The organism is Mesorhizobium sp. Pch-S, assembly GCF_004136315.1.
GTDB lineage: Bacteria > Pseudomonadota > Alphaproteobacteria > Rhizobiales > Rhizobiaceae > Mesorhizobium.
Genome location: NZ_CP029562.1, coordinates 1,353,343 through 1,380,149 on the forward strand (window position 1 = coordinate 1,353,343; position 26,807 = coordinate 1,380,149).

Here is a 26,807-nt window from a genome sequence, read left to right on the forward strand (position 1 = left end):
TCGCAGCCTCGGCTGGATGCCAGGCCTCGGCTTGCCGAAGCTCCTCCTGAAGGACTGGTGTCAGCAGGACTGTGCAACACTTTCCTCCGCTGATGAAGCCGGAAAGGCACACAGCGATGCTGGAAAAGCGCTCAGCGCTGACATTGATGAAGCCGGAAAGGACCGGGCCGATGACAACATCGTCGTTTCTCACCGCCCTCGCATCAGAGGGCCCATCCGCCGAGCGCGCGCAGGACATGGCGCTTTATGGCTGGCTGATCGGCAACTGGCAGATGGAAACGCTGCATCATTGCGACGACGGCACGATCGAGAACCTCCCGGGCGAAATCCATTTCGGCTGGGTGCTCGAGGGCCGCGCCATCCAGGACATCTGGATCAGGCCGCGGCGTCCCGAGCCATCCATCATGTACGGCACGACCCTGCGCGTCTTCGACGCCGCGATCGACGGCTGGCACATCATCTGGAGCGACCCGCTCAACCAGGACTATTCGCGCCAGATCGGCCGAGCCGAGGGCAAGGACATCGTCCAGGTCGGCGAGGATTCGCGGGGCATGAAGACGCGATGGCGTTTCACCGAAATCACCAGCGACAGCTTCCACTGGATCGGGGAGGAAAGGACTTCGGACAGCGACCCCTGGCGGATCACCTATGAGCATTTCGCGCGGCGGGTCTGATCCGCGCCGCCTCAAACCTGCGCCAGCAGGATCTCGGTCAACCGCTCCGGCATCAGCCGCGCGACATTGTGGCCGCAGTCGAGGGAATGGGTCGACCAGTCGGGGTCGCTGCCCAGGCGCTGGTAAAGCTCGAGGAACGGGCTGCCTTCCCAGCCATGCGCGCCGACATAGGTCTTGCGCGGCACCTCGCGCCAGCGACCGCTGAGCGTGATGGCCTGCAGGAACGCCGCAAGCGGATGCGGCCGGCAGCGCGGGTCGAGATTGGGCGGTGGCATGCAGTTCAGCCCGTCGGTCCTGGCACCGGCAACGAACATGTCCCGGAAACGCGGCGTCGTCAGCGACCAGACCGAGTCGCCGCTATCGGGCACATAGGCATCGACATAGACCAGGGCGCGGATACGGGACGGCTCGGCATCAGCCACCCCGCTGACCACCATGCCGGCATAGGATTGGCCGACGATGACGACCTCGCCGCGCTGCGCCTTCACGACATCGACGACCTCACCGATATGCGCTTGCAGATTGGCCATCGGGGCCGGGACATCGCCAAGACCCGAAAGCGTGAGGGGCAAGGCTTCGTGCCCGTGAGCGGCCAGCAGATCGGCCACCGTCTGGTAGACCCAGCCGCCCTGCCAGCCCCCGGCGATCAGAACAAAGGTGGCCATGGCGCTTATCCCTGATTTTGACGTGGACGAAGCTTCGACAGCTCCAGGGCCGAAATCAAGGCCATACTGTCACCAGGCTCCGGCGACGAACCGCCCGCGACTGACGCCATCATACAAAAATGAGTTTAAACCGCTCGGCATAGATAAGCAGCTTATTCAAAACAGCCGTGTCCCGAAAAAAGAGATATCCTTTTTCACTTTCCAGTAAAGCGAAGCGTCCCGGTCGAAAATCGCCTTTCCTGAATCATCCAAGACTTGGCTGCCCCGTGGCTTGTGACTGGCTACGCCGAGAGTGTGACCATCCAGCCCTGCCTGCCCCAAGTCGGGTGGCGCGCACCTCCCACGCACATTCCGGGACCTCGACTGCGTAGATATAACATGAATCAAATTCAATTGGTGTCGATATTTTCTTGCCGTTTTTAAGCAAAATTGGATTCCATACAACTCTTTTATTAATTGAAATCCCGAAATACTGCATATCCCGATTTTGCCATAAACTCGATTTGATTTTGATTTTCTTCACATTTCTTTCTCGTAACAATAAACAAGATTCGGAATTCAAATAAAGCCGTATCAAATGATCTTTTGAAATATCATTCAATGTATAAAATAAATCGCGATCTCATTTAGTACATTCTTACAGTCGAAACGAATCATATTCTGTGGCACGATGAGTTGAGTAATCTTGCTTAACGCGTAAATCATTTCTCGGTGTTTAATTTTAACCCTCAACAATCCGTTGAGGGCGTGAGGTTTGGCGCGCCTGATGGGGAGGCAGCGTCGTGATCAATGGGCTGGGGCGAGGACTTGACGAGGTAAATCCACATACTTCCACGAAGAGGGGTCATGATGCGGCATTACAGCCTTTCTCATCGTTCCGGTTGTTCTACTCTGCTTCTCAGTGCTTCTACTTTGGCGCTTGCGGTTGCGTACCCGATAAGTCCCGCATCCGCCCAGGATGCCACCTGGCTCGGTGGTGTGGTGGCGGCCCCCTGGGATGCCGGGACATCCTGGATCGGCGGGACGGTTCCCACCGGTACGGCAACCTTCAATCTCTCCGTCTCGCCGGGCGTTCTGTTCACCCCGGGCAGCTCCAGCACGGTCGGCGGCATCAATTTCGGCGCAACCGCACCCGGCTACACATTCGGACTTGCCGGCACGGGCCTGGGCAGCGTTTCCCTGGATATCAACGGAGCGGGAATCCAGAACAATTCCGCGCTGCCGCAAACCTTCACCGCCTCCGGCATCGGCGGCGGAACCGGAACGCTGTCGTTCAGTGGCACCGGCACGACTGCTGCCAATGCGGTCATCAATTCCAATCTCGGTGGTATCGTCAACTTCTCCGGATCGAGCACGGCTGCAACGTCCGGCATCCTCGCAACGGGCGGCAGCGTCAATTTCTCGGGCACGAGCACGGCCGCCAACGCCAACATCACCGCGGCGACCGGCGGCTCCGTCAACTTCGGCGGTAACAGCACGGCTGGAAGCGCTACCATCACCGCCAATGCCGGCGGCAGCATCGCCTTCACCGGCGCCGCCAGTGGCGGCAGTGCGCAGGTCAACCTCAACGGCACCGGCAGCCTCAACATAGGCGGCCTCACCGGCACCGGCACGAGCATCGGCTCGCTGTCCGGAACCGGTTCGGTCGACCTCGGCGCCAAGGCGCTGACACTTGGAGGCAACGGGGCCAGCACCGTTTTCAGCGGCAACATCAGCGGAGCCGGCGGCTCGCTGGTCAAGACCGGCGCCGGCCTGCTCACCCTGGGCGGCTCGAACACCTCGACAGGCGGCCTGACCATCAACGGCGGCGGCGTGCTGGCAACCAATCTCGGTGCCGTCGGCGCTGGCGCCATCTCGCTCGGCGGCGGCGGCCTGACGCTCGGCGCAAGCGGAACCCTGGCCAACCAGATCAATGTCGGCGCCGGGGCTGGCAACAGCCTGTCGGTGGGTACGGGCCTCAACGCCAACCTGACCGGCGGACTGAACATCGGCGCCGGGGCGACGCTCGGGCTGGGCTCCGCGGGGGCCACCGGCGGGCTGACCCTGTCGGGCCCGGCCAGCATCGGCGCCGGCGCGACCCTGTCGGCGGATTTCGGCGCCGTGACGTTCGGCAGCGCGTCGATCGGCGCCCAGCTGGCCGGCGCGACGCTGAATGTCGGCGGGGCCGGCTCGGTCAACCTCAACGGTTTCGGCGCCACCATCGGCAACCTCACCGGCGCTGCCGGGGGCATCCTCACCAACACCGGCGCTGCCGCGGACATCACCGTCAATGGCGGCAATTTCGCCGGCAACATCACCGGCAATCTCGGCCTGCAGGTCGGCGGCGCGCTGACGCTGTCGGGCAACAACACCTTCTCGGGCAATGTGACCATCCTCAGCGGCGGCGCCCTGACCGCGGCCAACGACGCCGCGCTCGGACTGGGCACGGCGCTCAACCTCGGCGCCGGCGCCTCCTTCGGCATCGGCGCCGGCGGGACGATCAGCAAGAACCTCAACCTCGGCGGGGCGGCTTCGCTCGACGTGGGAGCCGGCATCGGAACCCTGAACGGGACGATCAATGGTGCTTTCGCCCTCACCAAGACGGGCGCCGGGCAGCTGACGCTCGGCGGCGTCAACACCGGCTTCAGCGGCGACCTGAACATCGGCGCCGGCTCGGTGCTGGCGACCAACCTCAATGCACTGGGAACCGGTGGGGTCAATTTGAGCGGCGGCGGCGAGCTGACGCTGGGCGTCAACGGCACCTTCACCAATGCACTCGGCGTCGGCGCCGGCCTAAACGGCACGCTGTCGGCGGGTGCAGGCCTGGCGGCAACGATGGGCGGCGGGCTCAACCTCGGCGCCGGCGCAACGCTCGGCATCGGCACCGCCCTCAACAACGGTACCGTGGCGCTGGGCGGTGGCGCCACCATCGGCGCGAACGCAACGCTGTCGGCCAATTTCGGCACGCTGCAATTCGCCGATGCCACGATCGGCGCGGCACTCGGCAATGCGACGCTCAATGTCGGCGCTGCCGGCAATGTCGACCTCAACGGCTTCGGCGCCACCATCGGCAACCTCACCGGTGCGGCGGGAGGCGTCATCGCCAATGCCGGCGCGGCGGCAACGCTCGGAATCGGCGCCGGCAACTACAGCGGCGCCATCAACGGCAACATCGCGCTGAGCAAAACCGGCGCCGGTCTGCTCACCCTGGGTGGCGCCAGCACCTTCAATGGCGGCCTCGCCATCGGCGGCGGCACGGTGCTGGCCACCAATACCGGTGCGCTCGGCACCGGCGCGGTGAACCTCAGCGGCGGCGGCGAGCTGGCGCTCGGTGTCAACGGCACCTTCGGCAACGCGCTCGGCATCGGTGCCGCCGGAGCCGGCACGCTGTCGGCGGCCGGCGGCGTCACCGCGACGCTCGGCGGCGGGCTCAACCTCGGCGCCGGTGGCACTTTGGGCATCGGCACCGCCACCAACAACGGTATCGTGGCACTGGGCGGTGGCGCCACCATCGGCGCGAACGCAACGCTGTCGGCCGACTTCGGCACGCTGCGGCTGGCCGACGCGACGATCGGTGCCAATCTCGGCAATGCAACGCTCAATGTCGGCGCCGCCGGCAATGTCGACCTCAACGGCTTCGGCGCCACCATCGGCAACCTCACCGGTGCGGCGGGAGGCATCATCGCCAATGCCGGTGCAGCGGCCACGCTCGGCATCGGCGCCGGCAACTACAGCGGCGCCATCAACGGCAACATCGCGCTGAACAAGACCGGCGCCGGACTGCTCACGCTCGGCGGCGCCAGCACGTTCAATGGCGGCCTGAACATCGGCGCCGGCACGGTGCTTGCCACCAATACCGGCGCGCTCGGCACCGGCGCGGTGAACCTCAGCGGCGGCGGGCTGACGCTCGGTGCCAATGGCACATTCGGCAACGCGCTGACTGTCGCCGGTGGCGGCACGCTGTCGGCGGGAACCGGCATCACTGCTGCGCTGGGCGGCGGGCTCAACCTCGGTGCCGGCGCCACATTGGGCATCGGCACCGCCACCAACACCGGCATCGTGGCGCTGGGCGGCGGCGCCACCATCGGCGCGGGTGCGACGCTGTCTGCCGACTTCGGCACGCTGCGGCTGGCTGACGCCACGATCGGCGCCGGCCTCGGCAATGCGACGCTCAATGTCGGTGCTGCCGGTGCCGTCGATCTCAACGGCTTCGGCGCGACAGTCGGCACCTTGAACGGCGCAGCCGGCGGCCTCATCGCCAATGCCGGCGCGGCAGCAACGCTCGGTGTCGGCGGCGGCACCTACAATGGCGCCATCAACGGCAACATCGGGTTGAGCAAGACCGGTGCCGGCCTGCTCACGCTCGGCGGCGTCAGCACCTTCAATGGCGATCTGGCCGTTGGTGGCGGCACGGTGCTGGCCACCAACACCGGCGCGCTCGGCACAGGCGCGGTGAACCTCAGCGCCGGCGGCGAGCTGGCGCTCGGCGTCAACGGCACCTTCGCCAACGCGCTCGGCGTCGGCGCCGGAACAACCGGCACGGTGTCGGCTGGCGCCGGCCTCGCCGCAACGCTGGGTGGCGGACTCAATCTCGGTGCCGGCGCGACGCTCGGCATCGGCACCGCCACCAACACCGGCATCGTCGCGCTCGGCGGCGCTGCCACCATCGGCGCCGGGGCAACACTGGCGGCCAACAACGGCACGCTGCGGCTGGCCGACGCGACCATCGGCGCCGGGCTGGGCAATGCAACGCTCAGCGTCGGCGCTGCCGGCGCGGTCGACCTCAACGGCTTCGGCGCCACGGTCGGTATCCTCAACGGTGCGGCCGGTGGCGTCATCGCCAATGCCGGCGCGGCGGCCACGCTGGGTGTCGGTTCCGGCACCTACAATGGCGCCATCAACGGCAACGTCGGGCTGAGCAAGACCGGTGCCGGCCTGCTCACGCTCGGCGGCGTCAGCACCTTCAATGGCGGCCTCGCCATCGGCGGCGGCACGGTGCTGGCCACCAACACCGGCGCGCTCGGCACCGGCGCGGTGAACCTCAGCGGTGGCGGCGAGCTGGCGCTCGGCGTCAACGGCACCTTCGCCAACGCGCTCGGCGTCGGTGCAGCGGCAACCGGCACGGTGTCGGCGGCTGGTGGCGTTACCGCGACACTGACCCGCGGGCTCAATCTCGGTGCGGGCGCCACGCTCGGCATCGGCACGCCCGTCAACAACGGCACGGTGGCGCTGGGCGGCACCGCCACCATCGGCGCGGGGGCGACGCTGTCGGCCAACAACGGCATCCTGCAACTGGCCGATGCCACGATCGGCGCCGGCCTCGGCAACGCCACGCTCAATGTCGGTGCAACCGGCGCTGTCGACCTCAACGGCTTCGGCGCCACGGTCGGCGCCCTCACCGGCGCCGCCGGTGGCGTCATCGCCAATGCCGGCGCGGCCGCCACGCTCGGTGTCGGCGGTGCCGGCACCTACAATGGCGCGATCAACGGCAACATCGCCCTGAACAAGACCGGCACCGGCCAGCTCACGCTCGGCGGCGCCAGCACGTTCAACGGCGGCCTCAACATCAACGGCGCCGGTTCCGTGCTGGCGACGAATGTCGGAGCCCTGGGAACGGGTGCGGTGAGCCTCGGCGGCGGTGGCGAGCTGACGCTGGGTGTCAACGGCACCTTCAACAACGCGCTGGGCGTCGGCGCCGGCCTCGGCGGAACGCTCTCGGCGGGGGCGGGCCTGACGGCAACGCTGAATGGCGGGCTGAATCTCGGCGCGGGTGCCACACTCGGCATCGGCACTCCCACCAACAGCGGCACCGTGGCTCTCGGTGGCGCCGCCACCATCGGCGCGGGTGCGACGCTGTCGGCCAACAACGGCATCCTGCAACTGGCCGATGCCACGATCGGCGCCGGCCTCGGCAACGCCACCCTCAATGTCGGGGCAGCCGGCCAGGTCGACCTCAACGGCTTCGGCGCCACCGTCGGCACCCTCACCGGTGCCGCTGGCGGCGTCATCGCCAATGCCGGGGCGGCAGCCACGCTCGGCGTCGGAGCCGGCGATTTCGCCGGTGCCATCACCGGCAACATCAGCCTGGACAAGGGCGGCACCGGCATCCTGTCGCTGAGCGGCAACAACAGCTTCACCGGTGCCGTCGCCGTCAATGGCGGCACGCTGGTGGCCGGCAGCAACACCGCGCTTGGTGCGGCCGCCAACCTCGTCTCGCTCGCCAACGGCACGACGCTCGGCCTGGGGGCCGGTGTCACGCTGGCCAACAACATCGCGCTGACCGGCGACGCCTCGCTCGACGTGGCCGCCGGCAACGGCACGCTGGGCGGGATCGTCTCGGGTGGCTTCGACCTGACCAAGACCGGCGCCGGTACGCTGGCGCTCAACGGCGCCAACACCTTCACCGGCGGTCTCGCCATCAATGCCGGCACGGTGATCGCCGGCAACACCGGCGCACTCGGGACCGGCCCGGCGACGCTGGCGACCGGCACACAGCTGGTGCTCGGCGCCAACGGTACCTTCAACAACGCGCTTGGACTTGGCGCCGGGGTGGATGCGACGGTTTCGGCCGGCACCGGCATCACCGCCGGTCTGGCCGGGCCGCTGGCGCTCGGCGCCGGGGCGGACCTCCATATCGGCTCAACCGGCAATACGGGAACTGTCTCGCTCGGCGGCGCCGGAGCATCGATAGGATCCGGCGCCACCATCTCGGCCGACTTCGGCACGCTTCAGCTGGCCGACGCGGCAGCCGGATCGCTGCTTTCGGGAGCCGGCGCGACGCTCAATGTCGGGGCGCAGGGAACCGTCGACGTCAACGGCTTCGGTACAAGCGTCGCCAATCTGACCGGAGCGGCGGGGGGCACCATCACCAATGGCGGCGGCGCGCTCGCCAACATCGCCATCGGCGCCGGCAATTTCGCCGGAGCCATCGTCGATGGTGTCGGCGGCATCTCGCTCGACAAGACCGGCACCGGCACGCTGACCCTTTCCGGTACCAGCACCTACAGCGGACCGACCACGGTGAATGGCGGAACGCTCAACGTCACCGGCTCGATCGGCAATTCCAGTGTTGCCATCGCAGCGGGTGGCACGCTTGCCGGAACCGGAACCGTCGGCGGCGTCAATGCAGGATCGGGCGGTACGGTCGCCCCCGGCGGCTCCGGTGCTGGAACAAACCCGATCGGCACCCTGACGGTCACCGGCAATACCGGGTTTGCGGGTGGCTCGATCCTGGTGATCGACGCCAATGTGGCCGGCGCCAGCGATCAGCTGGTGACCAGCGGCACGACCACGATCGGCGGCGGCCAGGTCAACGTCGCCGGATTGCTGAACCCCAACCAGGTCTACACCATCCTGACCTCGAGCGGCGGCGTCACCGGAACCTTCAGCGGCCTGACCGCGGCCGTCAATTCGGGCTTCCTGACGGCCAGCCTGGCCTACCAGCCGACGGCGGTGCAGCTGCAGGTGCAACGCAACGGGGTGACGCTGCCGAGCGTTGGCCAGACCGCCAACCAGCGCAGCGTCGGCACCGCCGTGGAAACGCTCGATCCGGCCAATCCGATCGCCGCCGAGATCCTCAACGGCTCGGTTGCGCAGGCCCGCGACGCCTTCGACCAGCTGTCGGGCGAAATCCACCCGAGCATGACCTCGGCGCTGATCGACGAAAGCCAGCTGATCCGCCGGACGATGGTCGGGCGCATCATGTCCGGCTTCGCCGACCAGTCGTCGACGCCGGCGCCGATGGATTCGGCCGCAAAGGGTGGCTCCGTCGACCTGAAGGACCCGCTGCTCACCCGCTACCAGGAGGCCCCGAAGAGCGAACGCTTCGCGGCATGGTCGGAAGCACTCGGCGGCTGGGGTAGCTACTCCGGCGACGGCAACGCGGCCCGGCTCGAACACTCGCTTGGCGGTGTGCTGTTCGGCCTCGACGGCGCCATGGGCGACAACTGGCGTGTCGGCGTCGCCGGCGGCTACTCGCGCACGTCGTTCGATGTCGATGCCCGCAAGTCCTCCGGCTCGGCGAACAGCTACCACCTGATGGCCTATGCCGGCACCCAGCTCGACGCCATCGGCCTGCGCTTCGGCGTCGGCCACAGCTGGCACGACGTCAAGACGGACCGCAGCGTCGCCTTCGGCGGCTTCGCCGACAAACTGTCGGCCAGCTACGACGCATCGACCACCTATGCGTTCGGCGAAGTCGGCTACGCGATGGTGATGGACAGGGTGACCTTCGAGCCCTTCGCCAACGTCGCCTTCGTCCATCTCGACACGGATGGCTTCACCGAAAGCGGTGGTCCGGCGGCGCTGACCAGCAATGGCGAAACGCGCAACATCCCCTACACCACGCTCGGCCTGCGGGCCGGGACCGACATGCTGCTGGGCGGCACGACGCTGCGCCTGGACGGCATGGTCGGCTGGCAACATGCCTACAACAACGTGGTGCCTGGCGAAAGTTTCGCCCTCAAGGGTAGCGACCTGTTCAACGTCAGCGGCGTGCCGATCGCCAGGGACGCGTTCCTGCTCGAAGCCGGCACAAGCTGGCGGCCTGCCGACAACGTCACGCTTGGCCTGACCTATAGCGGCCAGTTCGCCTCCGGTTCGAGGGATCATGGCTTCAAGGGCACGCTGAGCGTCAAGTTCTGAAACGGGGGCCATCGGCCGGGCTCGTCAATTGCGGCGAGCCCGGCCGATGTGTTTTCGGGATTGGCCCTCGCCTCTTCGCGAGGGCCGTTTTGTGTGGCCAAGCGATAGACCGCCAACTCAACGAAAGAACAGCTTCAGCAGCCTGCGGCCGCGACAATCCGCTCGACCGCTTCCCGCAGCGAAACCGTACCGCGGCGATGGTCGTTGCCGTGCTCGCGGGCGAACAGGCCGCGGGCGATGCCTTCATACATGCCGAGCAGTGCGCTCGCGACGTCATCCGGCACGCCTTCCCCGGCAAGCAGCGCGGCGCGGTGTTGCGGCGGCACGAACACCGGCGTCACCGGACGGCCGAGGACCTCGGCGAAAGCCTCGGCGACATCGCCGGCGCTCCAGTCCTGCGGGCCGCCAAGCTCAACGATGCCTGTCCGGGCCTCGCACAACAGGCTTGCCGCGACGCGCCCGACATCGAGCGTGCTCACCATCGGAATCTTCAAGGAAGGTTCGATGAAGGTTGGCAGAACATTCTCAGAAAGGACGGCTTGCGCGACCTCGCCCCACGTCTCGACGAAATAACCCGAACGCAGGAAGACGATCGCCGGGACCGTATCCTTGAGCAAAGCCTCGAACCGGTTGAGGGTGGTTATCACTCCTGTGCCGGTTGCATGCTGCGCGCCGATGGACGACAGCACGACGGCCCTGGGCAGGCGCGCCTGCCGCACCGCCTCGGCCAGCGCAGCGCCAAGTTCGTCGGTCTGCAGGTAGGGGTCGCCATTCGCCGGTGGCGGATTGAGCAGGAACGCCGCCGATGCGCCCTCCAGCGCCGTCGCCATCGCTTCTGCATCCTCCATGCCGGCAAGCGCTGCTTCGGCACCAAGGGCTCTCCATCGGCCTGCCTGTTCGCTGCGGCGCAGCACGACACGCACGGCCTCGCCCCGTTCGATGAGGGCATGCGCAACCGCGCCACCGGCACGACCGCTTGCTCCGAGAACGACATACATGACTACCTCCTTCGCCAGACCGGCAGGACAGGCCTGCTTGATGGGAGAAAGGTAGGCGGAGCAATTCCATGCGTCCAATGCATGGTATATATGCCTAGCATGCGGAAAGTGAATTTACGTCGGATCGATCTCAATCTCCTGGTGGCGCTGCAGGCGCTGCTGGAGGAAAGGAACGTGACGCGGGCGGCCCAGCGGCTTGGCATGAGCCAGCCGGCGGCGAGCCGTGCGCTGGGACGGCTGCGCGCGCTGTTTTCGGACGCACTGCTGGTCGACGCTCCGGGCGGCTACATCCTGTCCGCCCGTGCCAACGAGATCCGTCCTCACCTGCAGAGAATACTGGCGGGCGTCGGCGACATGCTGGAAGCCAATGCCTTCGATCCGGCAACCGCCACCGGCCACATCCGGCTGCTGATGCCAGACCTCCAGGCCGCGGTGCTGGCACCGCATCTGCTGGCCCGCCTCGCCCGCGAAGCACCGCTGCTCGACCTCGACATCGCGGCGCCCGGCGCGAACGGGTTCGAAATGCTTGAACATGGCGGAGCCGAGGCGATGGTGGCGTTGATCGACGACGCGCCGGCCGGTATCCAGCGGCGGCGGCTCTATGACGAAGAACTGGTGACGCTGATGCGGGCACAGCATCCCGCGCTTGCCCGCAAGCTCACGCTGGAACGCTTCCTGGCGCTGGAGCATATCGTGGTGAGCGTCACCGGCGTGGGCGCAGCCCCTGTCGACGAGGCGCTGGCACGACTGGGGCAGACGCGGCGGGTGAAACTGCGCGTGCCCAACTTCTTCGCAGCGGTGGAGATCGCTGCGCGTTCCGACCTCGTCATGACCCTGCCGGCGAGCCTGGCGCGCGCCGCCGCCACCATGGAACGCTTCGTCTCGCTGGCGCCACCGCTCGATCTCGGGACCTTCACGATGAGCCTCGCCTGGCACGCGCGCCAGCAGGATGCACCGCGGCACATCTGGCTGCGGCGCGCTATCGTCGCGGCAGCGACGGATATGTCGTCGCGCCGCTGAGCCGGTCCGGTCAGGCCGGCTGGAGTGACAAGGCCGCGCGGTTGTAGCTGCGCACGACGTTGCGGACCGCCTCGACCATCAGGGCGTGCGGCGTCGCCTCGACCTTGCCGGCGGCAACCGCCGGGTAGAGCGTCGCCAGGTTCTGGCTGATCAGCGTCTCCGGGATGGCGCGGCCTTCGAGGCGCTTGAGCAAGGCGTCGACAGCGGCCGAAGCCTGCGGATGCGGCCAGTAGTAGCGGATGCGGTCGCTGTAGGAGAAATGGCGCTGCAGGCGCAGGTCGTCGGCGTCGCCATGATAATATTTCTCCCAGTTCTTCGGCTCGGCCAAAAGCAGCTTTTCCATCTTGCCGCGCAGTGTCTCCTCTTCCGGCAGGCGGTCAAGGAAAGCAGCGATCTGGTCGAGGCCGAACAGCGCTTCGCGCAGCGCGAAGGTGAGGCCGGGGCCGACCTTGAGGATGGCGAAGCCGTCATGGACCAGAGCCGCCAGCGCCTGCTGCGGCTGGTAGTCGGTCGAATGCGCCTCGAAGACGAATTGCGGCATCTGCCTGAGCACGCCGCTCAGCGCCGTCGCCTTGGCACTGTCATAGACGACGACATTCTCGTTGCCGAATTCCACACCCGGCTGCACCACCACACCGATGGCGCGGGCGAAGGCGTCCTCAAGGCCGAGTGCCGCGAAGGCGCGGCGGTGGACCTCGACCGTCTCGACGGCGGCGGCCGGCGTGGTCAGTTCCAGATGGTCGAGCGCTTCCATCGCCCCGCCCGGGATCGGTACCTCGGTGCCGATGATGTAGGCCGGCAGGTCATAGCCGGCCTCAGCCGCCGCCATTTCCGCGATCCTGGCAAGCCGTGCCGCCCGTTCGGCCGTCACCGCATCCGGCAATGCCACCGGCTCGCCAAGACAGCCCATCGAGGTGTCGAGGTGGATCTTGGTGAAGCCGGCGCGGACGAACGCGTCCATCATGACATCGGCGCGCTGCATCGCCTCATCGGCGGGCAGATGTTTCCACGGATTGGGGCCGAGGTGATCGCCGCCGAGGATCAGGCGGCTGGTGTCGAAGCCGAGACGCGTCGCGATGTCCTCGACGAAGCTGCGGAAGTCCGCCGGCGTCATGCCGGTGTAGCCGCCTTCCTGGTTGACCTGGTTGCAGGTGGCTTCGATCAGCACATCCATACCGGTGGCGATGCCTTCCAGGAGTGCTGCCTCGATGACCAGCGGATGAGCCGAGCAGATCGAAGTAATGCCGCCGCGCTCGCCCCTTGCGAAGCGGGCCGGAAGGCCGGCGAGTCTGCTGGTGGCGCTCATGCCGCAACTCCTTGGCTGTGCAGGAAGGTTTCGATCTCGGCCATGGTGGAGGTGCCCTCCATCGGCCCCTTGACGCTGACGGCGCGCGCGCCGGTGGCGTTGGCGATGGTCAGCGCCTTGCCGGGCGCCATGCCGCGCAGCCAGCAGGTGACGAAGGCCGCGCCGAAGCTGTCGCCGGCGCCGGTCGGATCGATCTCCTCGACCCTGAAGGCCGGGGCGGACACTTCGCCGGAGCGGTCGAAATAGCTGGCGCCGTCGGCGCCGCGCTTGACGACGATGGCCTTGATGCCGCGCTCGAGCAGTTCGGCGATCGCCGCCGCCTCCTCGGTCGCCTTGGTGAACAGGAACATCTCCGGGCCGCTCGGCATGAACAGGTCGGCGTTTTCGAGCGCATGGGCGAGAGCCTCGCGCATGCCGGGCAGCTCCAGCATCTCCTTGCGGATGTTGGGGTCGAAGGAGACGGTGCCGCCTTTGGCCTTGATGCGCCGCGTCGCCTCGAAGATGGCCGAGACGATGCCGTCGAAGAACAGCGCCGAACCCATGATGTGCAGGTGGTCGGCACCGTCGATGAGCGCTTCGGCCTCAGGCGTCAGGCCGATGGCGCTGCAGGCGCTGTGGCGGATGTTGTAGATGAAGTCGCGGTTGCCGTCCGGCCGGTAGCGCACGAAGGCGCTGCCGGTGGCCGCCGTCGGATGAACGCCAATGGCCGAGACATCGGCGCCGTCCCGCCGCAGCCGCTCGACATTGAGCACGCCAAAGTCGTCATTGCCGACGGCGCTGACAATGCCGCAGGGCTGGCCGAGCTTGGCGGCCTGGTCGATGAAGATCGCCGGCGCACCGGAGGCGAACGGACCGATGAGCGGGATGGCGGCGGTGAAACCGAGCCCGGGCTCGACAGCCATGATCTCGACGACGATCTCGCCGATGGTGATGATCTTCTTCATGCTTGCATTCCGATGAAAGGGTTGCCGCTCAGGTCCGGGCGGATTTGCTGCGCACGTCGAGCCAGACGGCGATAAGGATGACGGCGCCCTTGACGATGAGCTGGTAGAAATAAGGCACCGACAGCATGTTCATGCCGTTGTTGATGACGCCGATGATGAGCGCGCCGAGGATGGTGCCGACGATGGTGCCGACACCGCCGGCGAGCGAGGTGCCGCCGAGGACTACCGCGGCGATGGCGTCGAGCTCGTAGCCCGTGCCGGCATTGGTCTGCGCCGACGATAGGCGCGAGGACAGCAGCATGCCGCTGATCGCCGCCATCATGCCCGAAATGGTGAAGACGATGATCTTGATGCGGTCGACGCGGATGCCGGAATAGATCGCCGCTTCGCGGTTGCCGCCGGTGAGATAGACCTGCCGCCCGAAGATCGTCTTCGACAGGATGATGTGGTTGACCACGAACAGCACGGCCATGATCCAGATGATGATCGGGATGCCGAGGAAGCTTTCGCCGCCGATGGCGAGCCAGGTGTCGTTCTCGATCATCGCGGGCGCGCCGTTGGTCGGCAGGCTGACCATGCCGCGATAGATGCCCATCGTCGCCACCGTGACGATGAAGGATGGCAGCATCAGCTTGGCCGACAGCGCGCCGTTCAGCGCCCCCATCAGCGCGCCGGCGGCCAGCGTCAGCGCCACCGCCGGCACAAAGCCGAAGCCCATGGCGAAGGCCTGCGCCGCCACCATGCCGGCGACGGCGATGATGGAGCCGATCGACAGGTCGATGTCGCCGAGCAGGATGACATAGGTCATGCCGTAGGCGGCGACCGCGATGACGGCGACCTGCTGCATGATGTTCATGAAATTGTTGAAGGCGAGGAAGCGCGGGCTCATCACCGAGAACACCACGCACAGCACGGCCAGCGAGATGATGATGCCGCCATACTGGCGCACCGTCGGCGAGGCCAGGAAAGAGCGGCGGACCTCGGCGTCGGCGGCCTTCTTCTGGATGTCCTGAACATTGCTCATGCGTGTATCCCCGCTGCATAGGTCATGACGGTTTCGGGTGTGAGGCCGTCGGCATCGAGCACGGCGGCGACGGATTTGTTGTGCATCACCACGACGCGGTCGCTGAGGCCCAGCACCTCCGGAAGCTCGGAGGAGACCATCAGGATCGCGGTGCCGTTGGCGGCCAGTTCGCGGATGATGCGGTAGATCTCGAATTTGGCGCCGACATCGACGCCACGGGTCGGCTCGTCCAGGATCAGCACGCGCGGCTTGATCTGCAGCCATTTGGCCAGCACGATCTTCTGCTGGTTGCCGCCGCTCAAGGACCCGGTGGTGGTGTCGATCGAGGCGGTCTTGATGGCGAGACGCTTGACTTCGCTCCTCGCCGCCTCGCGTTCGGCCGTGCCCCGCATCAGGCCGAGCGGCCCGGAGAGCTGGCCGAGCCCGACCATGTTGATGTTGCGCTCGACGCTGTGCAGCAGCACCAGGCCTTCTTCCTTGCGGTTCTCGGTGACGAAGGCGATGCCCTTGCGGATCGCCTGCGCGGCCGAGCGGAATACCACCGGCTTGCCGTCGAGCAGGATTTCGCCCTGCGGCGCAAGCATGCCGAACAGCGCCTTCATGACGTCGGAGCGGCCCGAGCCGACGAGGCCGAACAGCCCGACGACCTCACCGGGCTTCACGTCGATCGAGACGTCGCGGAACTTGCCGGCAAAGGTGAGATGCTTCGTCGCCAGCACCGGCGGCGTGTCGGCCGGCGGGCGCGGCGCCTCGCGCGGCGGATAGATGTCGTTCATGGCGCGGCCGACCATCAGCGTGATCAGCCGGTCGATGCTGGTCTGGCTCTTCTGCGTCGTCGTCACATATTCGCCGTCCCGCATGACGGTGATGTCGTCGGAGAGCCGCATGATCTCTTCCATGCGGTGGGAGATGTAGATCACCGCCTTGCCCTGGCTCTTCAGGCGCTCGATGATGGCGAAGAGGATCTCGGCCTCGCTGTCGGATAGCGACGAGGTCGGTTCGTCGAGGATGACGACGTCGGCCGGCAGGCTGAGGCCCTTGGCGATCTCGACCAGCTGGCGCTGCGCGATCGACAGGTCGCCGACTTTTGCGCGCACGTCGACCGGCAGGCCCAAGTCGCGGATGAGCTGCTCGGCAGCGGCGTTCAAGGCACGGTCGCGGATGAAGCCGAAGCGGCTCGGCTCATGGCTGGCGAAGATGTTCTCGGCCACCGACAGGTTGCGGCTGAGGCTGAGTTCCTGAAAGACGATGGAAACGCCATGCGCACGGGCATCGCGCGGATTGCGCGGCGTGTAGGCCTTGCCGTTCAGCACGATGCTGCCGGCGGTCGGCTTGAAGACACCGGCGAGGATCTTCATCAGGGTGGACTTGCCGGCGCCGTTCTCGCCCAACAGCGTGTGCACACGACCGCGCCGCACGGTGAGATTCATGCGCTTCAGCGCTGCAACCGGGCCGAAGGACTTGGCGATGTCGTGGATCTCGAGCACCACGTCGTCCGAAGGATCCGAGGCAGCGGCGTGCGGCTTCTGGTTGATGGCTGTCACGGATTGCTCCTCCATAACCCACCGCCGACGGGCGTAGCGGGCACTCCCTTTCGGGGCATGCGAGAGCGTCGGCGTTGTGGATCAAGGCAAGGCAGGGAGAGCATGGCGCCCTCCCCACCGCCTGCCTGTTCGGGCTTACCTGGTTTCGCCGTCCTTGGTGACGACGCCCGGAACGATCGGCTGCTTGGCCTCGACCGTCTCGCCCTTGATGACCTTGGCCGCGGTCTGGACCGCAACCTTGCCCATCTGGTCCGGATACTGGGCGATGACGCCCACCATGACCGGGTCGTTCTTCACGGCGTTGCGGGCTTCTTCCATGCCGTCGAAGCCGATCACCTTGACCTGGGACTCAAGCTTCGCGGCCTTGACGGCGGCAGCGGCGGCCAGTGCCGCGTCATCGCCGAAGCCGAAGATGCCGACGATGTCGGGATTGGCCTGCAGGATGTTCTGCGCGGTCGCCAGCGCCTCGGGACGGGTAATGCCCGGCTGGATGGCCACGATCTTGACGTCCGGATGCTTCTCCAGGCCCTTCTTGAAGCCTTCGACGCGATCGACCACCGACTGCACGGTCGGATAGTCGATGACCGCGACATTGCCCTTGCCGCCGATCGACTTGGCCATCAGCTCGGCCGCCTTCTCGCCGCCGGCGAAATTGTCGGTGCCGACAAAGGAGGTGACGTCGACATTGTTGGCGGGCACGTCGACGGTGATGACCTTGATGCCGGCCTTCTCGGCCTTGGTGATGGCCGCCTTCACGCCCTTGGAATCCACCGGCGAGATGATGATGACGCTGACGCCCTTGGTGATGAAGTCCTCGACATCGGCAAGCTGCTTGGAGAGGTCCTGGTTGGCGATGGCGACTTCGAGCGGCACCTTCTCGGCCTCGGCTTCCTTCTTCATCGCGTCGGCGAGCGAGATGTAGAACGGATGCTGCTGGGTAAGCAGCGACGCGCCGATGCCTTCGGCGGAAGCGATGCCGGCCATCAGGGCAAGAGCGGCACCCGACAGAAGAATACGGCCAAGCGTTTTGCGAAACATGTGTTCCTCCATGAAGCCGGCGATGCCCGGCCTGTTGTTGATCTGAACGCGAAGATGCGCCTCCCGCCTTGCGGACCGAAATCGGCCGCTACCTCCAAGACAGGAATTGGGCCCGATATCGAGCCAGCATCCAGATGCCGCACAATCTCCTACGTGTCAACTTATTTTTTTACACGCGATAAAAACTTGCAAAACCCCACAAATGCGGCGACTATCTGGTCAATTGAAACGCAGCGCACAGGAAACGATCGCTTCGGGTCGGCCTGCGGCTTGCTTCGGTCAAAAAATAATTTTACGCATGGAAATAAATCGATTTATCCCGTTCGGGGCGCGCGGCAACAGGCGAGGAAGCCGAGCATGAGCGAACAGAAGGTCAGGACCATGGAGGAGTTCGCGGCGGCCACCGGCCTGTCGCGGCCGACGGTCTCGAAATACTTCGACAATCCCGACAACGTGAAGCCGTCGACCCGGGCGCGCATCGAGAAGGCGCTCAAGGATTACGACTACCGGCCCAACATCTTCGCAGCCAGCCTCAACCGCAAACAGCCGAAGAACATCGGCGTGATCGTGCCGCACATCTCGGACCCCTTCTATGCCGAGGTGGTGCGCCAGATCGAGATGCGCTGCCTTGCCGAAGGCTATTGGGCGATCGTGTTGTCCTCGCATGGCGAGCGCAAGCTGGAAGCGCGCGCGATGCGCACGCTGATGTCGCTCAACATCGCCGGCGTGCTGATGGCGCCGCTCGGCTTCGAGACGGACGCCACTTTGCTCGCCAGCCTCGTCAGCACCATGCCGATCGTGTTCCTCGACAACCGGGTCAACACCGAGCAGTCCTTTGTCGGCACCGACAACCGGCAGAGCATGGGCATGATCACCGAATATCTGTGCCGCACCGGCGAGCATCCGTGCTTCCTGGAAATGCCGGCGGTGAACCAGAATGCGCTGGAGCGCCGCGCCGCCTATGTCGCCACCATGGAGCGGCTCGGTTTCGAGCCGGTCGTGCTGCCGACCACGGCCACGGGCTGGGAATTCGAGGAGCTCGGCTACCGCGAGGCCGGGCGCATCCTCGACAGCGGCGGCTTTCCGACCCGCACCGTGCTGTGCGCCAACGACCGCCTGGCTTTTGGGGTGATTGCGGCGGCCTTCGAACGCAAGCTGCAGGTGGGCAGAGACGACGGCTGCGAACTGCGTGTCGCCGGCCATGACGACCATCCGCTCAGCCGCTTCACCTGCCCGCCGCTGACCACGGTGGCGCAGGACTACCAGGGAATCGCAGCCAGCGGCGTCGACATGCTCTTCACCCGCATTGCCGGTGGCGCGGACGCCGGCAAACCGGAGATCAGGCAGCTGGAAGCCAAGCTGATCATGCGCGGCTCGGCGTAGGAAGCGCAGCACCTCTTTTTCGCCCGCAAGGGCGGAAGGGTAACGGCACGCGCCATTGTCAGCTGTTGCAGCCTCGGCCGGCTCCGGGTTATCCGTTGCCGACACTGTTCAGCCCGGGGGTTCCAGTCACGTGAGCGTCGCATTCGCCAAGGAGGAAAGCGCCGAGGCCGCATCGGAAACCATCCTGCCGCCGCGCCCGATCCCCGACCGGATCAACCTGGTCACCGAGGCGGGTCTCAGCATGCTGCAGGAGGAACTGGCGCGGGCGCAGGAAGCGCTCGAGGCCGCCGGCAGGCTGGAAGATGTCAATGAAAGGCGACGGCAATCAGCCGTACCGGTTCGGGATGCCCGCTATTATGCCGAGCGCGTCCGCACGGCGCAGCTCGTGCCGGCGCCCACTTCGAATGCGGTGGTCGGCTTCGGCCATTCGGTCACCTTCAGGCGCGACGATGACCGCGTCCAGACCTTCCGCATCGTCGGCGACGACGAGGCCAATCCGGCCCAGGCTTCCATCTCGCACGGCTCGCCGGTGGCGATTGCACTGATGGGCAAGGCAGTGGGTGATTTCGTGCCGTTCGGGCAAGGTGAGATCGAGGTGCTGGCTATTTCGTGAGGAAGCGCCAGCGCCCGTTATCTCCCCTTTGCGGGGGAGAACGGATTTTCACGATCTTAGCGAGCACGCCCTTTAGGGCGGCACAGCTAAGTCGTAGAAAATCCAAGAGAGGGGATTTTCAGCCGAGGGGCCAGCTAGAGGGAGACCTTCCCTTCCTCAAAGAGAATACGAAATGCAGATTACCAGCGCTGCGACTGCATATCCCCTCTCTTGCGATTTCTAGCACTTAGACTGCGCCGCCCTGCGGGCGTGCTCGTCTAAGATGCTGAAATCGCTTTCTCCCCCACAAGGGGGGAGAAAGGGGCGCCGCTTGCGCCCCCCAAAAACTCAACCCGGGCGCTTCGGCTTGCCCTTGCCCTTGTATTCCCCGGGCGCGCCCTGGCCACGGTGGGGTTTCTTGGCCGGCTTGCCGCCCTTGCCGAACTTGGCCCCCTTGGCGAAATCCGGCTTGCCCTTGCCGAATTTCGGCTTGGGCCGCCACACGGCAGCGCCGGCTTCTCCGGCGGGCGCGATGACGATGCCGCGCTCGGTGCTGCCGGGCTGCTTGAGCTGCTCGATGAAGCCGGCCGCCTTGTCGGCGGAGATCTCGAAGCGGGTTTCGGTGTCGTCGATGCGGATCGAGCCGACGTCGCGCTTGGAGACGCCGCCGGCGCGGCAGATCATCGGCAGAAGCCATTTCGGATCGGCGCGCTGCTTGCGGCCGAGCGACAGCGTGAACCAGACGCCGCCTTCCATGTCGGGGCGGCGCGGCTCGGCCTCACGCCGGTCTTCACCTCCTCGGTCCCGGTCGCCTTTCTCACGCTTGGGCTTGCGCGCCTGCATGTCGTGGACCGGCAACGGAAACAGGTCCTCGGGCACGGGCCGGGCGGACAGCTGCTGGCGCAGGAAGGCGGCGGCGATGCGCTCGGGGCTGGCCTTGGCCAGAAGTTCGGTGACGAAAGCCGCTTCCGCCTCGTCCGGCTCGGCAGCCGACAGCACGGCATCCAGTATCTGGGCGCGATAGCGGGTCTCGATCTCGGCGATGCTCGGGGCGGCGCGCAGGGTGGCCGACAGCTTGGCCAGCGCCAGCACGCGCTGGGCGGCGCCGCGCCTGGTTTCGGGCACGATGAGCACGCAGACGCCTTTGCGGCCGGCGCGCCCGGTGCGGCCGGAGCGGTGCAGCAGCGTCGCCGGATTGCTCGGTACATCGGCATGGATGACGAGGTCGAGGTTCGGCAGGTCGATGCCGCGTGCCGCGACGTCGGTCGCCACGCAGACATGGGCGCGGCCGTCGCGCATCGACTGCAGCGCGTTGGAACGTTCCGACTGCGCCATTTCGCCCGACAGCGAGACGACCGAGAAGCCGCGATTGGCAAGTCGCGCCGTCAGGTGGCGCACCGCTTCGCGCGTGTGGCAGAACACCAGCGCGCTGGCGCTGTCGGAATCGAGCAGCGTGTTGATGACGGCATGTTCGCGCTCGTCGCGCCGCACCAGCATCAACTGGTATTCGATGTCGGCGTGCTGTTCGGTGGCGGCGGTCGCGGCAATGCGCACCGCGTCCTTCTGGAAATTCCTGGCCAGGTCCGCAATGCCGCGCGGCACCGTGGCCGAAAACAGCAGGGTGCGGCGATCCTCGGGCGCGGCGCCGAGGATGAATTCGAGGTCCTCGCGGAAACCGAGGTCGAGCATCTCGTCGGCTTCGTCGAGCACCACGGCGCGGAGCGCGCTGAGATCGAGCGCACCCTTGGAGATGTGGTCACGCAGGCGTCCCGGCGTGCCGACGACGATATGCGCGCCGCTGTCCAGGGCGCGGCGTTCGCGGCGCATGTCCATGCCGCCGACGCAGGTGGCGATACGGACGCCTGCGTCGGCGTAGAGCCAGTCGAGTTCGCGCTGCACCTGGATGGCGAGTTCGCGCGTCGGCGCGATCACCAGGCCAAGCGGCAGGTCGGCCTGCGGAAAACGTTCGGCGCGGCCGAGCAGCGTCGAGGCGATGGCAATGCCGAAGGCCACCGTCTTGCCCGAACCGGTCTGCGCCGAAACCAGAAGGTCGGCCTCGCCATGCCCGCCGCCCGCCATCTCGGCCTGCACCGGGGTGAGCTGGTGGTATCCCTTCGCTTCCAGCGCGGAAGCAAGGGCGGGGTGAATGGTGTCGTCGGTCATGGCTGCGGTCTCGGTTCAAAGCCGCGCATAGCACGGTATCGTGGAAGTTGTAGCGCAATTCTGGTCAGAACGCGCTGAAAGCGGCGGCGACAGCAACGTTGAAGGACAGCGACAACGTCGGCGCTGCCATCTCCCCCCTTGCGGGGGATAAAGGATTTTCACGATCTTAGTCGGAGCAGGCCGAAGGCCGTCGCGAGGCTAAGTCGTAGAAAATCCAAGAGAGGGGATTTTCAGCTGAGACACATCGTGTGTAACGCAGCCGTCTTGCTTCCAGGACGTTCCGCGAGAGCCGATTGTCAGCGTTGCGGCTGAAAATCCCCTCTCTTGCGATTTCTAGCACTTAGCCTGCGCCGCCCTAAAGGGCGTGCATCGTCTAAGATGCTGAAATCGCTTTCTCCCCCGCAAGGGGGGAGATAAGGCGCCGCGTCACCCCTCACCCGAACTCCGCGATCACCGACAGGAAGGCCGGGCCATAACGATCGAGCTTGGCTTCGCCGACGCCCGGCACACCGGCCATCTCGCTGCGCGAGGCGGGCCGGGCGGCTGCCAGTTCGATCAGGGTCTGTCGTGGAAGATGACATAGGGCGGCACGTTCTGCAGGCGGGCGATTTCGATGCGCTTGCGGCGCAGCGCCTGGAACAGGTCGTTGTCGGCCTGCGGGACGGCGGACTGCGCGTTGCCGCGCACCACCTTGCCGCGCCTGGCCCGCGGCGGCGCCGGAATGCGCAGCATCAGCTGCGGCTTCTCGCGCAGGAAATCACGCCCGGCCGGCGCGATCGACAGGCCGCCATGGCCGACCAGGTCGACATCGATGAAGCGCAGCGCGATCAGCTGGCGCAGGATCGCCCGCCAGGTGCGGTTGTCGTGCTCCTTGCCGATGCCGAAGGTGGAGATCCGGTCATGGCCGAATTGGGCGATGCGTTCGTTGTCCGCGCCCAGCAGCACGTCGACGACGTAGGCCTGCCCGAACCGTTCGCCGGTGCGATAGATGCACGACAGCACCTTCTGCGCGGCAATGGCACCGTCGAACAGGCGGGGCGGCTCCGCGCAGGTGTCACAATTGCCGCAAGGCTCGCAATGGTCGCCGAAATAGGACAGCAGCACCTGGCGGCGGCAACGCGCCGTTTCCGCCAGTCCCAGCAGCGCATCGAGCTTCTGCCGTTCCATGCGCTTGCGCTGGTCGGGCGCCTCCGATTCCTCGATGAAGCGGCTGCGCAGCGCGATGTCCTCATGGCCGTAGAGCATCAGCGTATCCGACGGCAGGCCGTCCCGCCCGGCGCGGCCGGTTTCCTGATAGTAGGCCTCGATGCTGCCCGGCAGGTCGACATGCGCGACGAAGCGCACGTCCGGCTTGTCGATGCCCATGCCGAAGGCGACGGTGGCGACCATGATGACCGCCTCGCCGTGCTGGAACCGCTGCTGGTTGGCCTCGCGCGCCGCCTTGTCCATGCCGGCGTGGTAGGCGAGCGCATCGTAGCCGAGGCCTTGCAGCCAGGCTGCGATCTCCTCGGTGCGGCGTTTCGACAGGCAGTAGACGATGCCGCTCTCGCCCTCGTAGCGCTTGAGGAATTCCTTCAGCTGGGCGCGCGGATTGTCCTTTTCCTCGATGGCGTAGCGGATGTTGGGGCGGTCGAAACCGGCGATGAAGGCGTCGGCCTCGTCGATGTCGAGATGCGACAGGATCTCGGCGCGGGTCGGTTCGTCGGCGGTGGCCGTCAGCGCCATGCGCGGAACGCCGGAAAAGCGCGCAACGACGGCGTCGAGCTGGCGGTAGGATGGGCGGAAATCGTGCCCCCATTGCGACAGGCAGTGCGCCTCGTCGATGGCGATCAGCGACAGCTGCACGCTTTCCAGCAATTCCAGCACGTCCGGGCGAGCCAGGGTTTCGGGCGCGACATAAAGCAGGTCGAGCGCACCGCCGCGGATGTCGCGCCACAGCGCACGGCGCTGGTCCAGTTCCAGATCGGAGTTGAGCGCCGCCGCGCGCACGCCGGCCTGGCGCAGCGCCGTGACCTGATCGGCCATCAGCGCCAGCAGCGGCGACACCACAAGCCCCATGCCGGGGCGCACGATGGCCGGGATCTGGTAGCAGAGCGACTTGCCGCCGCCCGTCGGCATCAGCACGAAGGCATTGTTGCCGTCGATCACATGCCCGACGATGTCCGCCTGCGGGCCCCGGAAGGCGTCATAGCCGTAGACGGTCTTGAGAATGTCGAGGGCGGCAGTGGTCATCTTGAGGTGGCGGCACGGAGAATCACGGGGAGACCCTTCATAGCAGCTTCGCCGGGCCGAGGTGGCTGCGATCAGTCCGAAATCGGCAGGTTACCGCCTCGAACCAGGCCGCCGGACTATCGAAAGGCATCGGCGCGGCATCACCGTCCTGCGGCGCCCGAACCTTCCAGGTCACCGCGGAGCCTGTCGAGGATGGAGACCGCATGGGCGGCATAACCGCTGATCCAGCGATCGTGGATGCGCTTGATCGGCAGGGCGTTGAGATGGTTCCAGCGCTCGCGGCCTTCGCGCCGGACGATGATCAGACCGGCGTCCTCCAGCACCTTGAGATGCAGCATCACGGTGCAGCGGTCCATCTCGGCGAAGACCTCACAAAGCATGCCGGTGGTGTGTGCCTCATCCTTCAGCTGATCGAGCATGGCGCGCCGCCGCGGATGGGCCAACGCCTTGAAAACCAGGTCTTCTTCGTGCTCGCTTGACATGTTATGTTTTTATAACATATTTGAAAATGAGCACAACACGGAGCCTGCGGCCGAAGCGAAATTCCACAGCGGCGCCGTGGCGTCTCGAACCGCACCGCATCAAGGAGGTTACTGATGACGCTGCCCAGTATCGTCTCGGAGCAGGAGTGGCGGGCCGCGCTGCGGCAGCAGGTCGACCGGGAAAAGGCTTTCACCCGCGCACGCGACGACCTCAACGCGCAGCGACGGCGCATGCCCATGGTGAGGATCGACAAGAACTACTCATTCGCCGGGCCGTCGGGAACGGTGAGCCTTGGCGACCTGTTCGACGGACGCCGCCAGCTGATCGTCTACCACTTCATGTTCGGGCCGGACTGGCAGGCGGGCTGCGACGGCTGCTCATGGGTGGTCGACGCGATGACCCATCCCGCGCATCTCAACGCGCGCGATACCTCCATCGTGCTGGTGTCGCGCGCACCACTGGAAAAGCTGCAGGGGTACCAGCAGCGCATGGGGTGGCGGCACCCCGTCTGGTATTCATCGCTCGGCAGCGACTTCAACCAGGACATGGGCGCGACAGTCACCGACCCGGACGATCCGACCAGGACCAGCGAACGCCACGGCATCAGCGTTTTCCTGCGCGACGGTGGCAACATCTATCGCAGCTATTTCAACGGCGCTCGCGGCGTCGAATATCTCGGCAGCCTGTGGACCTATCTGGACCTGACCCCTTACGGGCGCCAGGAGACCTGGGAAGAGTCCCCGCAGGGCTGGCCCCAGACCGAGCCCTATGGCTGGAACCGGCGGCACGACGAATACGGCAGCTGACCCCGCGACACGGGATCACCGGTTCCCGGCACGCCGGGCCTGAAAAAGCACTCAATCGTGCTTTTCGATCACCGCGTAGAGCACGTTGCGGTTTTCGCCGAAGAACACCTGCACGTCGACCTTGTTGCGGTCGACGCTGGCGTTGACGACGTTCCACATGTCGGCCTCGGAACGCAGCAGCAGCACCCAGTTCATGAAGGTTTCGCGGTAGCCGGCGTCCGGATTGCCTTCGGCATAGTTGGCGAACAGGAAGGTACCGCCCGGCTTCAGCATCTGCAGGCAGGTCTTGGTGAGCTTCACCGCCACCTTGTCCTGCAGGTAGTCGTAGAGGCCCGAGGCATAGATGAAGTCGAACTTGCCGAGCTTGTGCCCCCGCGTCAGCAGGGTGCGGACGGAACCGTCGACGGTTTCCACGGCCGTGCCGGCGAAGTCACGCGAGATCAGGCCGACGCTGAGCGGGTCCTGGTCGAGCGCTACCCAGCGCTTCAGGCGCTTTTCGCGCAGCGCAAGCGAGAGGTTGGCTTCGCGCAGATGGCCGGCGGCGACTGCCAGGACCTCGGTTCCGGGCCCGCGCTTCTCGGCGATCTCGTCGACATAGCGGGCGAGAAGATCACGACGCTCGCGGGCCGCCACGCAGGAGGGCACGTTCTGGGTATAGGCATAGAGCGCCTTGCCGATGTCGGACGAGTCGGCGACGGCGTCGGCGACATGCGGATCGCAATAGATGTAGTCGAGCAGTTCGGCGTCGCCGGAATAGCCGCGCGGCTTCTCGAACGACCAGCGCGTCAGCGGATCTTCCAGGAAATAGTCGAGGACCGGATGGCTCTGGATGATCGGTGCCAGCGCATTCCAGGTGTCGTCATGGAGCCTGAGGCGCATCGCCTCGAGGCGCGCCATCAGCGGCTTGATGATTTCCGCCGGACCCTTCTTGAGGGCGATCTGCTGCTGCGTGACGGACAGCATGAGCGCGAGCTCGGCACGCGCCGTCTCAAAAGCCTCACTGCGATTGTCCAGCCCTCTTGCGAGGTTGGCCGCGATCGATTCTTCCGTAATCAGACTCTTGCCGTCGAGGACCGTGGCCACCAAAACCCCCATGGTTAACAACTCGTTAACAACTGGCATGTTAATAGCGCGAAGCAGACCCCCTGCAAAGCACGCTGGGTGGCATTCTAATGTTATCGTTAACGCACAATTTACCGAATTCGATTGCGCCAGGGCATTTCGTTTCAGAATCCGTGGATGATTAACCCAACCTTGTGGCCTCAGGCCGCATTGTCTGCGAGGCGCCAAGATCGCCCGCGCACGTTGGAGTT

At 66.1% G+C, this 26,807-nt stretch carries 16 protein-coding genes and 1 pseudogene; 6 read left to right on the forward strand and 11 right to left on the reverse strand.

Annotated elements, in window-relative coordinates:
- The first annotated feature begins 170 nt into the window (after positions 1-170).
- Positions 171-674, forward strand: a complete 504-nt coding sequence (locus tag C1M53_RS06285; protein WP_129411455.1) for a hypothetical protein — start codon at positions 171-173, stop codon at positions 672-674.
- A gap of 11 nt (positions 675-685) precedes the next feature.
- On the opposite strand, the gene C1M53_RS06290 is transcribed toward C1M53_RS06285, so the two are convergent.
- Positions 686-1,339, reverse strand: coding sequence for an alpha/beta fold hydrolase (locus C1M53_RS06290; protein WP_129411456.1), 654 nt, complete (start codon positions 1,337-1,339; stop codon positions 686-688).
- 846 nt (positions 1,340-2,185) lie between these two features.
- Here C1M53_RS06290 and C1M53_RS32310 point away from each other — a divergent pair.
- Positions 2,186-9,961: an autotransporter-associated beta strand repeat-containing protein gene (locus C1M53_RS32310; protein WP_129411457.1), complete on the forward strand. Its 7,776-nt coding sequence runs from the start codon at positions 2,186-2,188 to the stop codon at positions 9,959-9,961.
- A 134-nt stretch (positions 9,962-10,095) separates the two neighbouring features.
- Here the strand turns inward: C1M53_RS32310 and C1M53_RS06300 are convergent, their stop codons facing one another.
- The gene (locus C1M53_RS06300; RefSeq protein ID WP_129411458.1) at positions 10,096-10,959 is read right to left on the reverse strand and encodes an NAD(P)H-binding protein; all 864 of its coding nucleotides are present in this window, start codon (positions 10,957-10,959) and stop codon (positions 10,096-10,098) included.
- A 99-nt stretch (positions 10,960-11,058) separates the two neighbouring features.
- On the opposite strand from C1M53_RS06300, the gene C1M53_RS06305 reads away from it, so the two are divergent.
- Complete coding sequence (locus tag C1M53_RS06305; RefSeq protein WP_129411459.1) at positions 11,059-11,979, forward strand: LysR family transcriptional regulator; 921 nt, start codon at positions 11,059-11,061, stop codon at positions 11,977-11,979.
- Positions 11,980-11,989: 10 nt separating this feature from the next.
- On the opposite strand, the gene C1M53_RS06310 is transcribed toward C1M53_RS06305, so the two are convergent.
- From C1M53_RS06310 to C1M53_RS06330, 5 genes are all read right to left on the reverse strand, one after another.
- The gene (locus C1M53_RS06310; protein WP_129411460.1) at positions 11,990-13,285 is read right to left on the reverse strand and encodes a D-tagatose-bisphosphate aldolase, class II, non-catalytic subunit; all 1,296 of its coding nucleotides are present in this window, start codon (positions 13,283-13,285) and stop codon (positions 11,990-11,992) included.
- The gene (locus C1M53_RS06315; protein WP_129411461.1) at positions 13,282-14,229 is read right to left on the reverse strand and encodes a sugar kinase; all 948 of its coding nucleotides are present in this window, start codon (positions 14,227-14,229) and stop codon (positions 13,282-13,284) included. Before C1M53_RS06315 ends, C1M53_RS06310 begins: the two co-directional genes overlap by 4 nt.
- A gap of 28 nt (positions 14,230-14,257) precedes the next feature.
- Positions 14,258-15,253 carry a ribose ABC transporter permease gene (locus C1M53_RS06320; protein ID WP_129411462.1) on the reverse strand — a complete coding sequence of 332 codons (996 nt, stop codon included), beginning with the start codon at positions 15,251-15,253 and terminating at the stop codon, positions 14,258-14,260.
- Entirely contained in the window at positions 15,250-16,797 is a 1,548-nt protein-coding gene (locus C1M53_RS06325; protein ID WP_245488466.1) for a sugar ABC transporter ATP-binding protein, read from the reverse strand. Before C1M53_RS06325 ends, C1M53_RS06320 begins: the two co-directional genes overlap by 4 nt.
- A gap of 135 nt (positions 16,798-16,932) precedes the next feature.
- Positions 16,933-17,835, reverse strand: a complete 903-nt coding sequence (locus tag C1M53_RS06330) for a substrate-binding domain-containing protein (protein ID WP_129411464.1) — start codon at positions 17,833-17,835, stop codon at positions 16,933-16,935.
- 357 nt (positions 17,836-18,192) lie between these two features.
- Here C1M53_RS06330 and C1M53_RS06335 point away from each other — a divergent pair, with 357 nt between their 5' ends.
- Both C1M53_RS06335 and greA read left to right on the forward strand, forming a co-directional pair.
- Positions 18,193-19,218, forward strand: a complete 1,026-nt coding sequence (locus tag C1M53_RS06335) for a LacI family DNA-binding transcriptional regulator (protein WP_129411465.1) — start codon at positions 18,193-18,195, stop codon at positions 19,216-19,218.
- 130 nt (positions 19,219-19,348) lie between these two features.
- On the forward strand, positions 19,349-19,831 hold the full coding sequence (gene greA, locus C1M53_RS06340; RefSeq protein ID WP_129411466.1) for a transcription elongation factor GreA: 483 nt from the start codon (positions 19,349-19,351) through the stop codon (positions 19,829-19,831).
- A gap of 327 nt (positions 19,832-20,158) precedes the next feature.
- On the opposite strand, the gene C1M53_RS06345 is transcribed toward greA, so the two are convergent.
- The 3 genes and pseudogenes from C1M53_RS06345 to C1M53_RS06355 all read right to left on the reverse strand — a co-directional run bounded on the left by C1M53_RS06345 (position 20,159) and on the right by C1M53_RS06355 (position 24,687).
- The gene (locus C1M53_RS06345) at positions 20,159-21,973 is read right to left on the reverse strand and encodes a DEAD/DEAH box helicase (RefSeq protein WP_129411467.1); all 1,815 of its coding nucleotides are present in this window, start codon (positions 21,971-21,973) and stop codon (positions 20,159-20,161) included.
- A gap of 433 nt (positions 21,974-22,406) precedes the next feature.
- Positions 22,407-24,205 (reverse strand): annotated as a pseudogene (gene recQ, locus C1M53_RS06350) (DNA helicase RecQ).
- Positions 24,206-24,345: 140 nt separating this feature from the next.
- Entirely contained in the window at positions 24,346-24,687 is a 342-nt protein-coding gene (locus C1M53_RS06355) for a metalloregulator ArsR/SmtB family transcription factor (protein ID WP_129411468.1), read from the reverse strand.
- A gap of 114 nt (positions 24,688-24,801) precedes the next feature.
- Here C1M53_RS06355 and C1M53_RS06360 point away from each other — a divergent pair, with 114 nt between their 5' ends.
- On the forward strand, positions 24,802-25,494 hold the full coding sequence (locus C1M53_RS06360) for a DUF899 domain-containing protein (RefSeq protein ID WP_129411469.1): 693 nt from the start codon (positions 24,802-24,804) through the stop codon (positions 25,492-25,494).
- A 51-nt stretch (positions 25,495-25,545) separates the two neighbouring features.
- Here C1M53_RS06360 and C1M53_RS06365 read toward each other — a convergent pair whose 3' ends face one another.
- The gene (locus C1M53_RS06365; RefSeq protein WP_129411470.1) at positions 25,546-26,577 is read right to left on the reverse strand and encodes a class I SAM-dependent methyltransferase; all 1,032 of its coding nucleotides are present in this window, start codon (positions 26,575-26,577) and stop codon (positions 25,546-25,548) included.
- Between the last annotated feature and the right edge of the window lie 230 nt (positions 26,578-26,807).

Coding starts and splice junctions, on each gene's coding strand:
- C1M53_RS06285 (WP_129411455.1), top strand. CDS start 171: ATGACAACATCGTCGTTTCTCACCGCCCTCGCATCAGAGGGCCCATCC.
- C1M53_RS06290 (WP_129411456.1), bottom strand. CDS start 1,339: ATGGCCACCTTTGTTCTGATCGCCGGGGGCTGGCAGGGCGGCTGGGTC.
- C1M53_RS32310 (WP_129411457.1), top strand. CDS start 2,186: ATGATGCGGCATTACAGCCTTTCTCATCGTTCCGGTTGTTCTACTCTG.
- C1M53_RS06300 (WP_129411458.1), bottom strand. CDS start 10,959: ATGTATGTCGTTCTCGGAGCAAGCGGTCGTGCCGGTGGCGCGGTTGCG.
- C1M53_RS06305 (WP_129411459.1), top strand. CDS start 11,059: ATGCGGAAAGTGAATTTACGTCGGATCGATCTCAATCTCCTGGTGGCG.
- C1M53_RS06310 (WP_129411460.1), bottom strand. CDS start 13,285: ATGAGCGCCACCAGCAGACTCGCCGGCCTTCCGGCCCGCTTCGCAAGG.
- C1M53_RS06315 (WP_129411461.1), bottom strand. CDS start 14,229: ATGAAGAAGATCATCACCATCGGCGAGATCGTCGTCGAGATCATGGCT.
- C1M53_RS06320 (WP_129411462.1), bottom strand. CDS start 15,253: ATGAGCAATGTTCAGGACATCCAGAAGAAGGCCGCCGACGCCGAGGTC.
- C1M53_RS06330 (WP_129411464.1), bottom strand. CDS start 17,835: ATGTTTCGCAAAACGCTTGGCCGTATTCTTCTGTCGGGTGCCGCTCTT.
- C1M53_RS06335 (WP_129411465.1), top strand. CDS start 18,193: ATGAGCGAACAGAAGGTCAGGACCATGGAGGAGTTCGCGGCGGCCACC.
- C1M53_RS06345 (WP_129411467.1), bottom strand. CDS start 21,973: ATGACCGACGACACCATTCACCCCGCCCTTGCTTCCGCGCTGGAAGCG.
- C1M53_RS06355 (WP_129411468.1), bottom strand. CDS start 24,687: ATGTCAAGCGAGCACGAAGAAGACCTGGTTTTCAAGGCGTTGGCCCAT.
- C1M53_RS06360 (WP_129411469.1), top strand. CDS start 24,802: ATGACGCTGCCCAGTATCGTCTCGGAGCAGGAGTGGCGGGCCGCGCTG.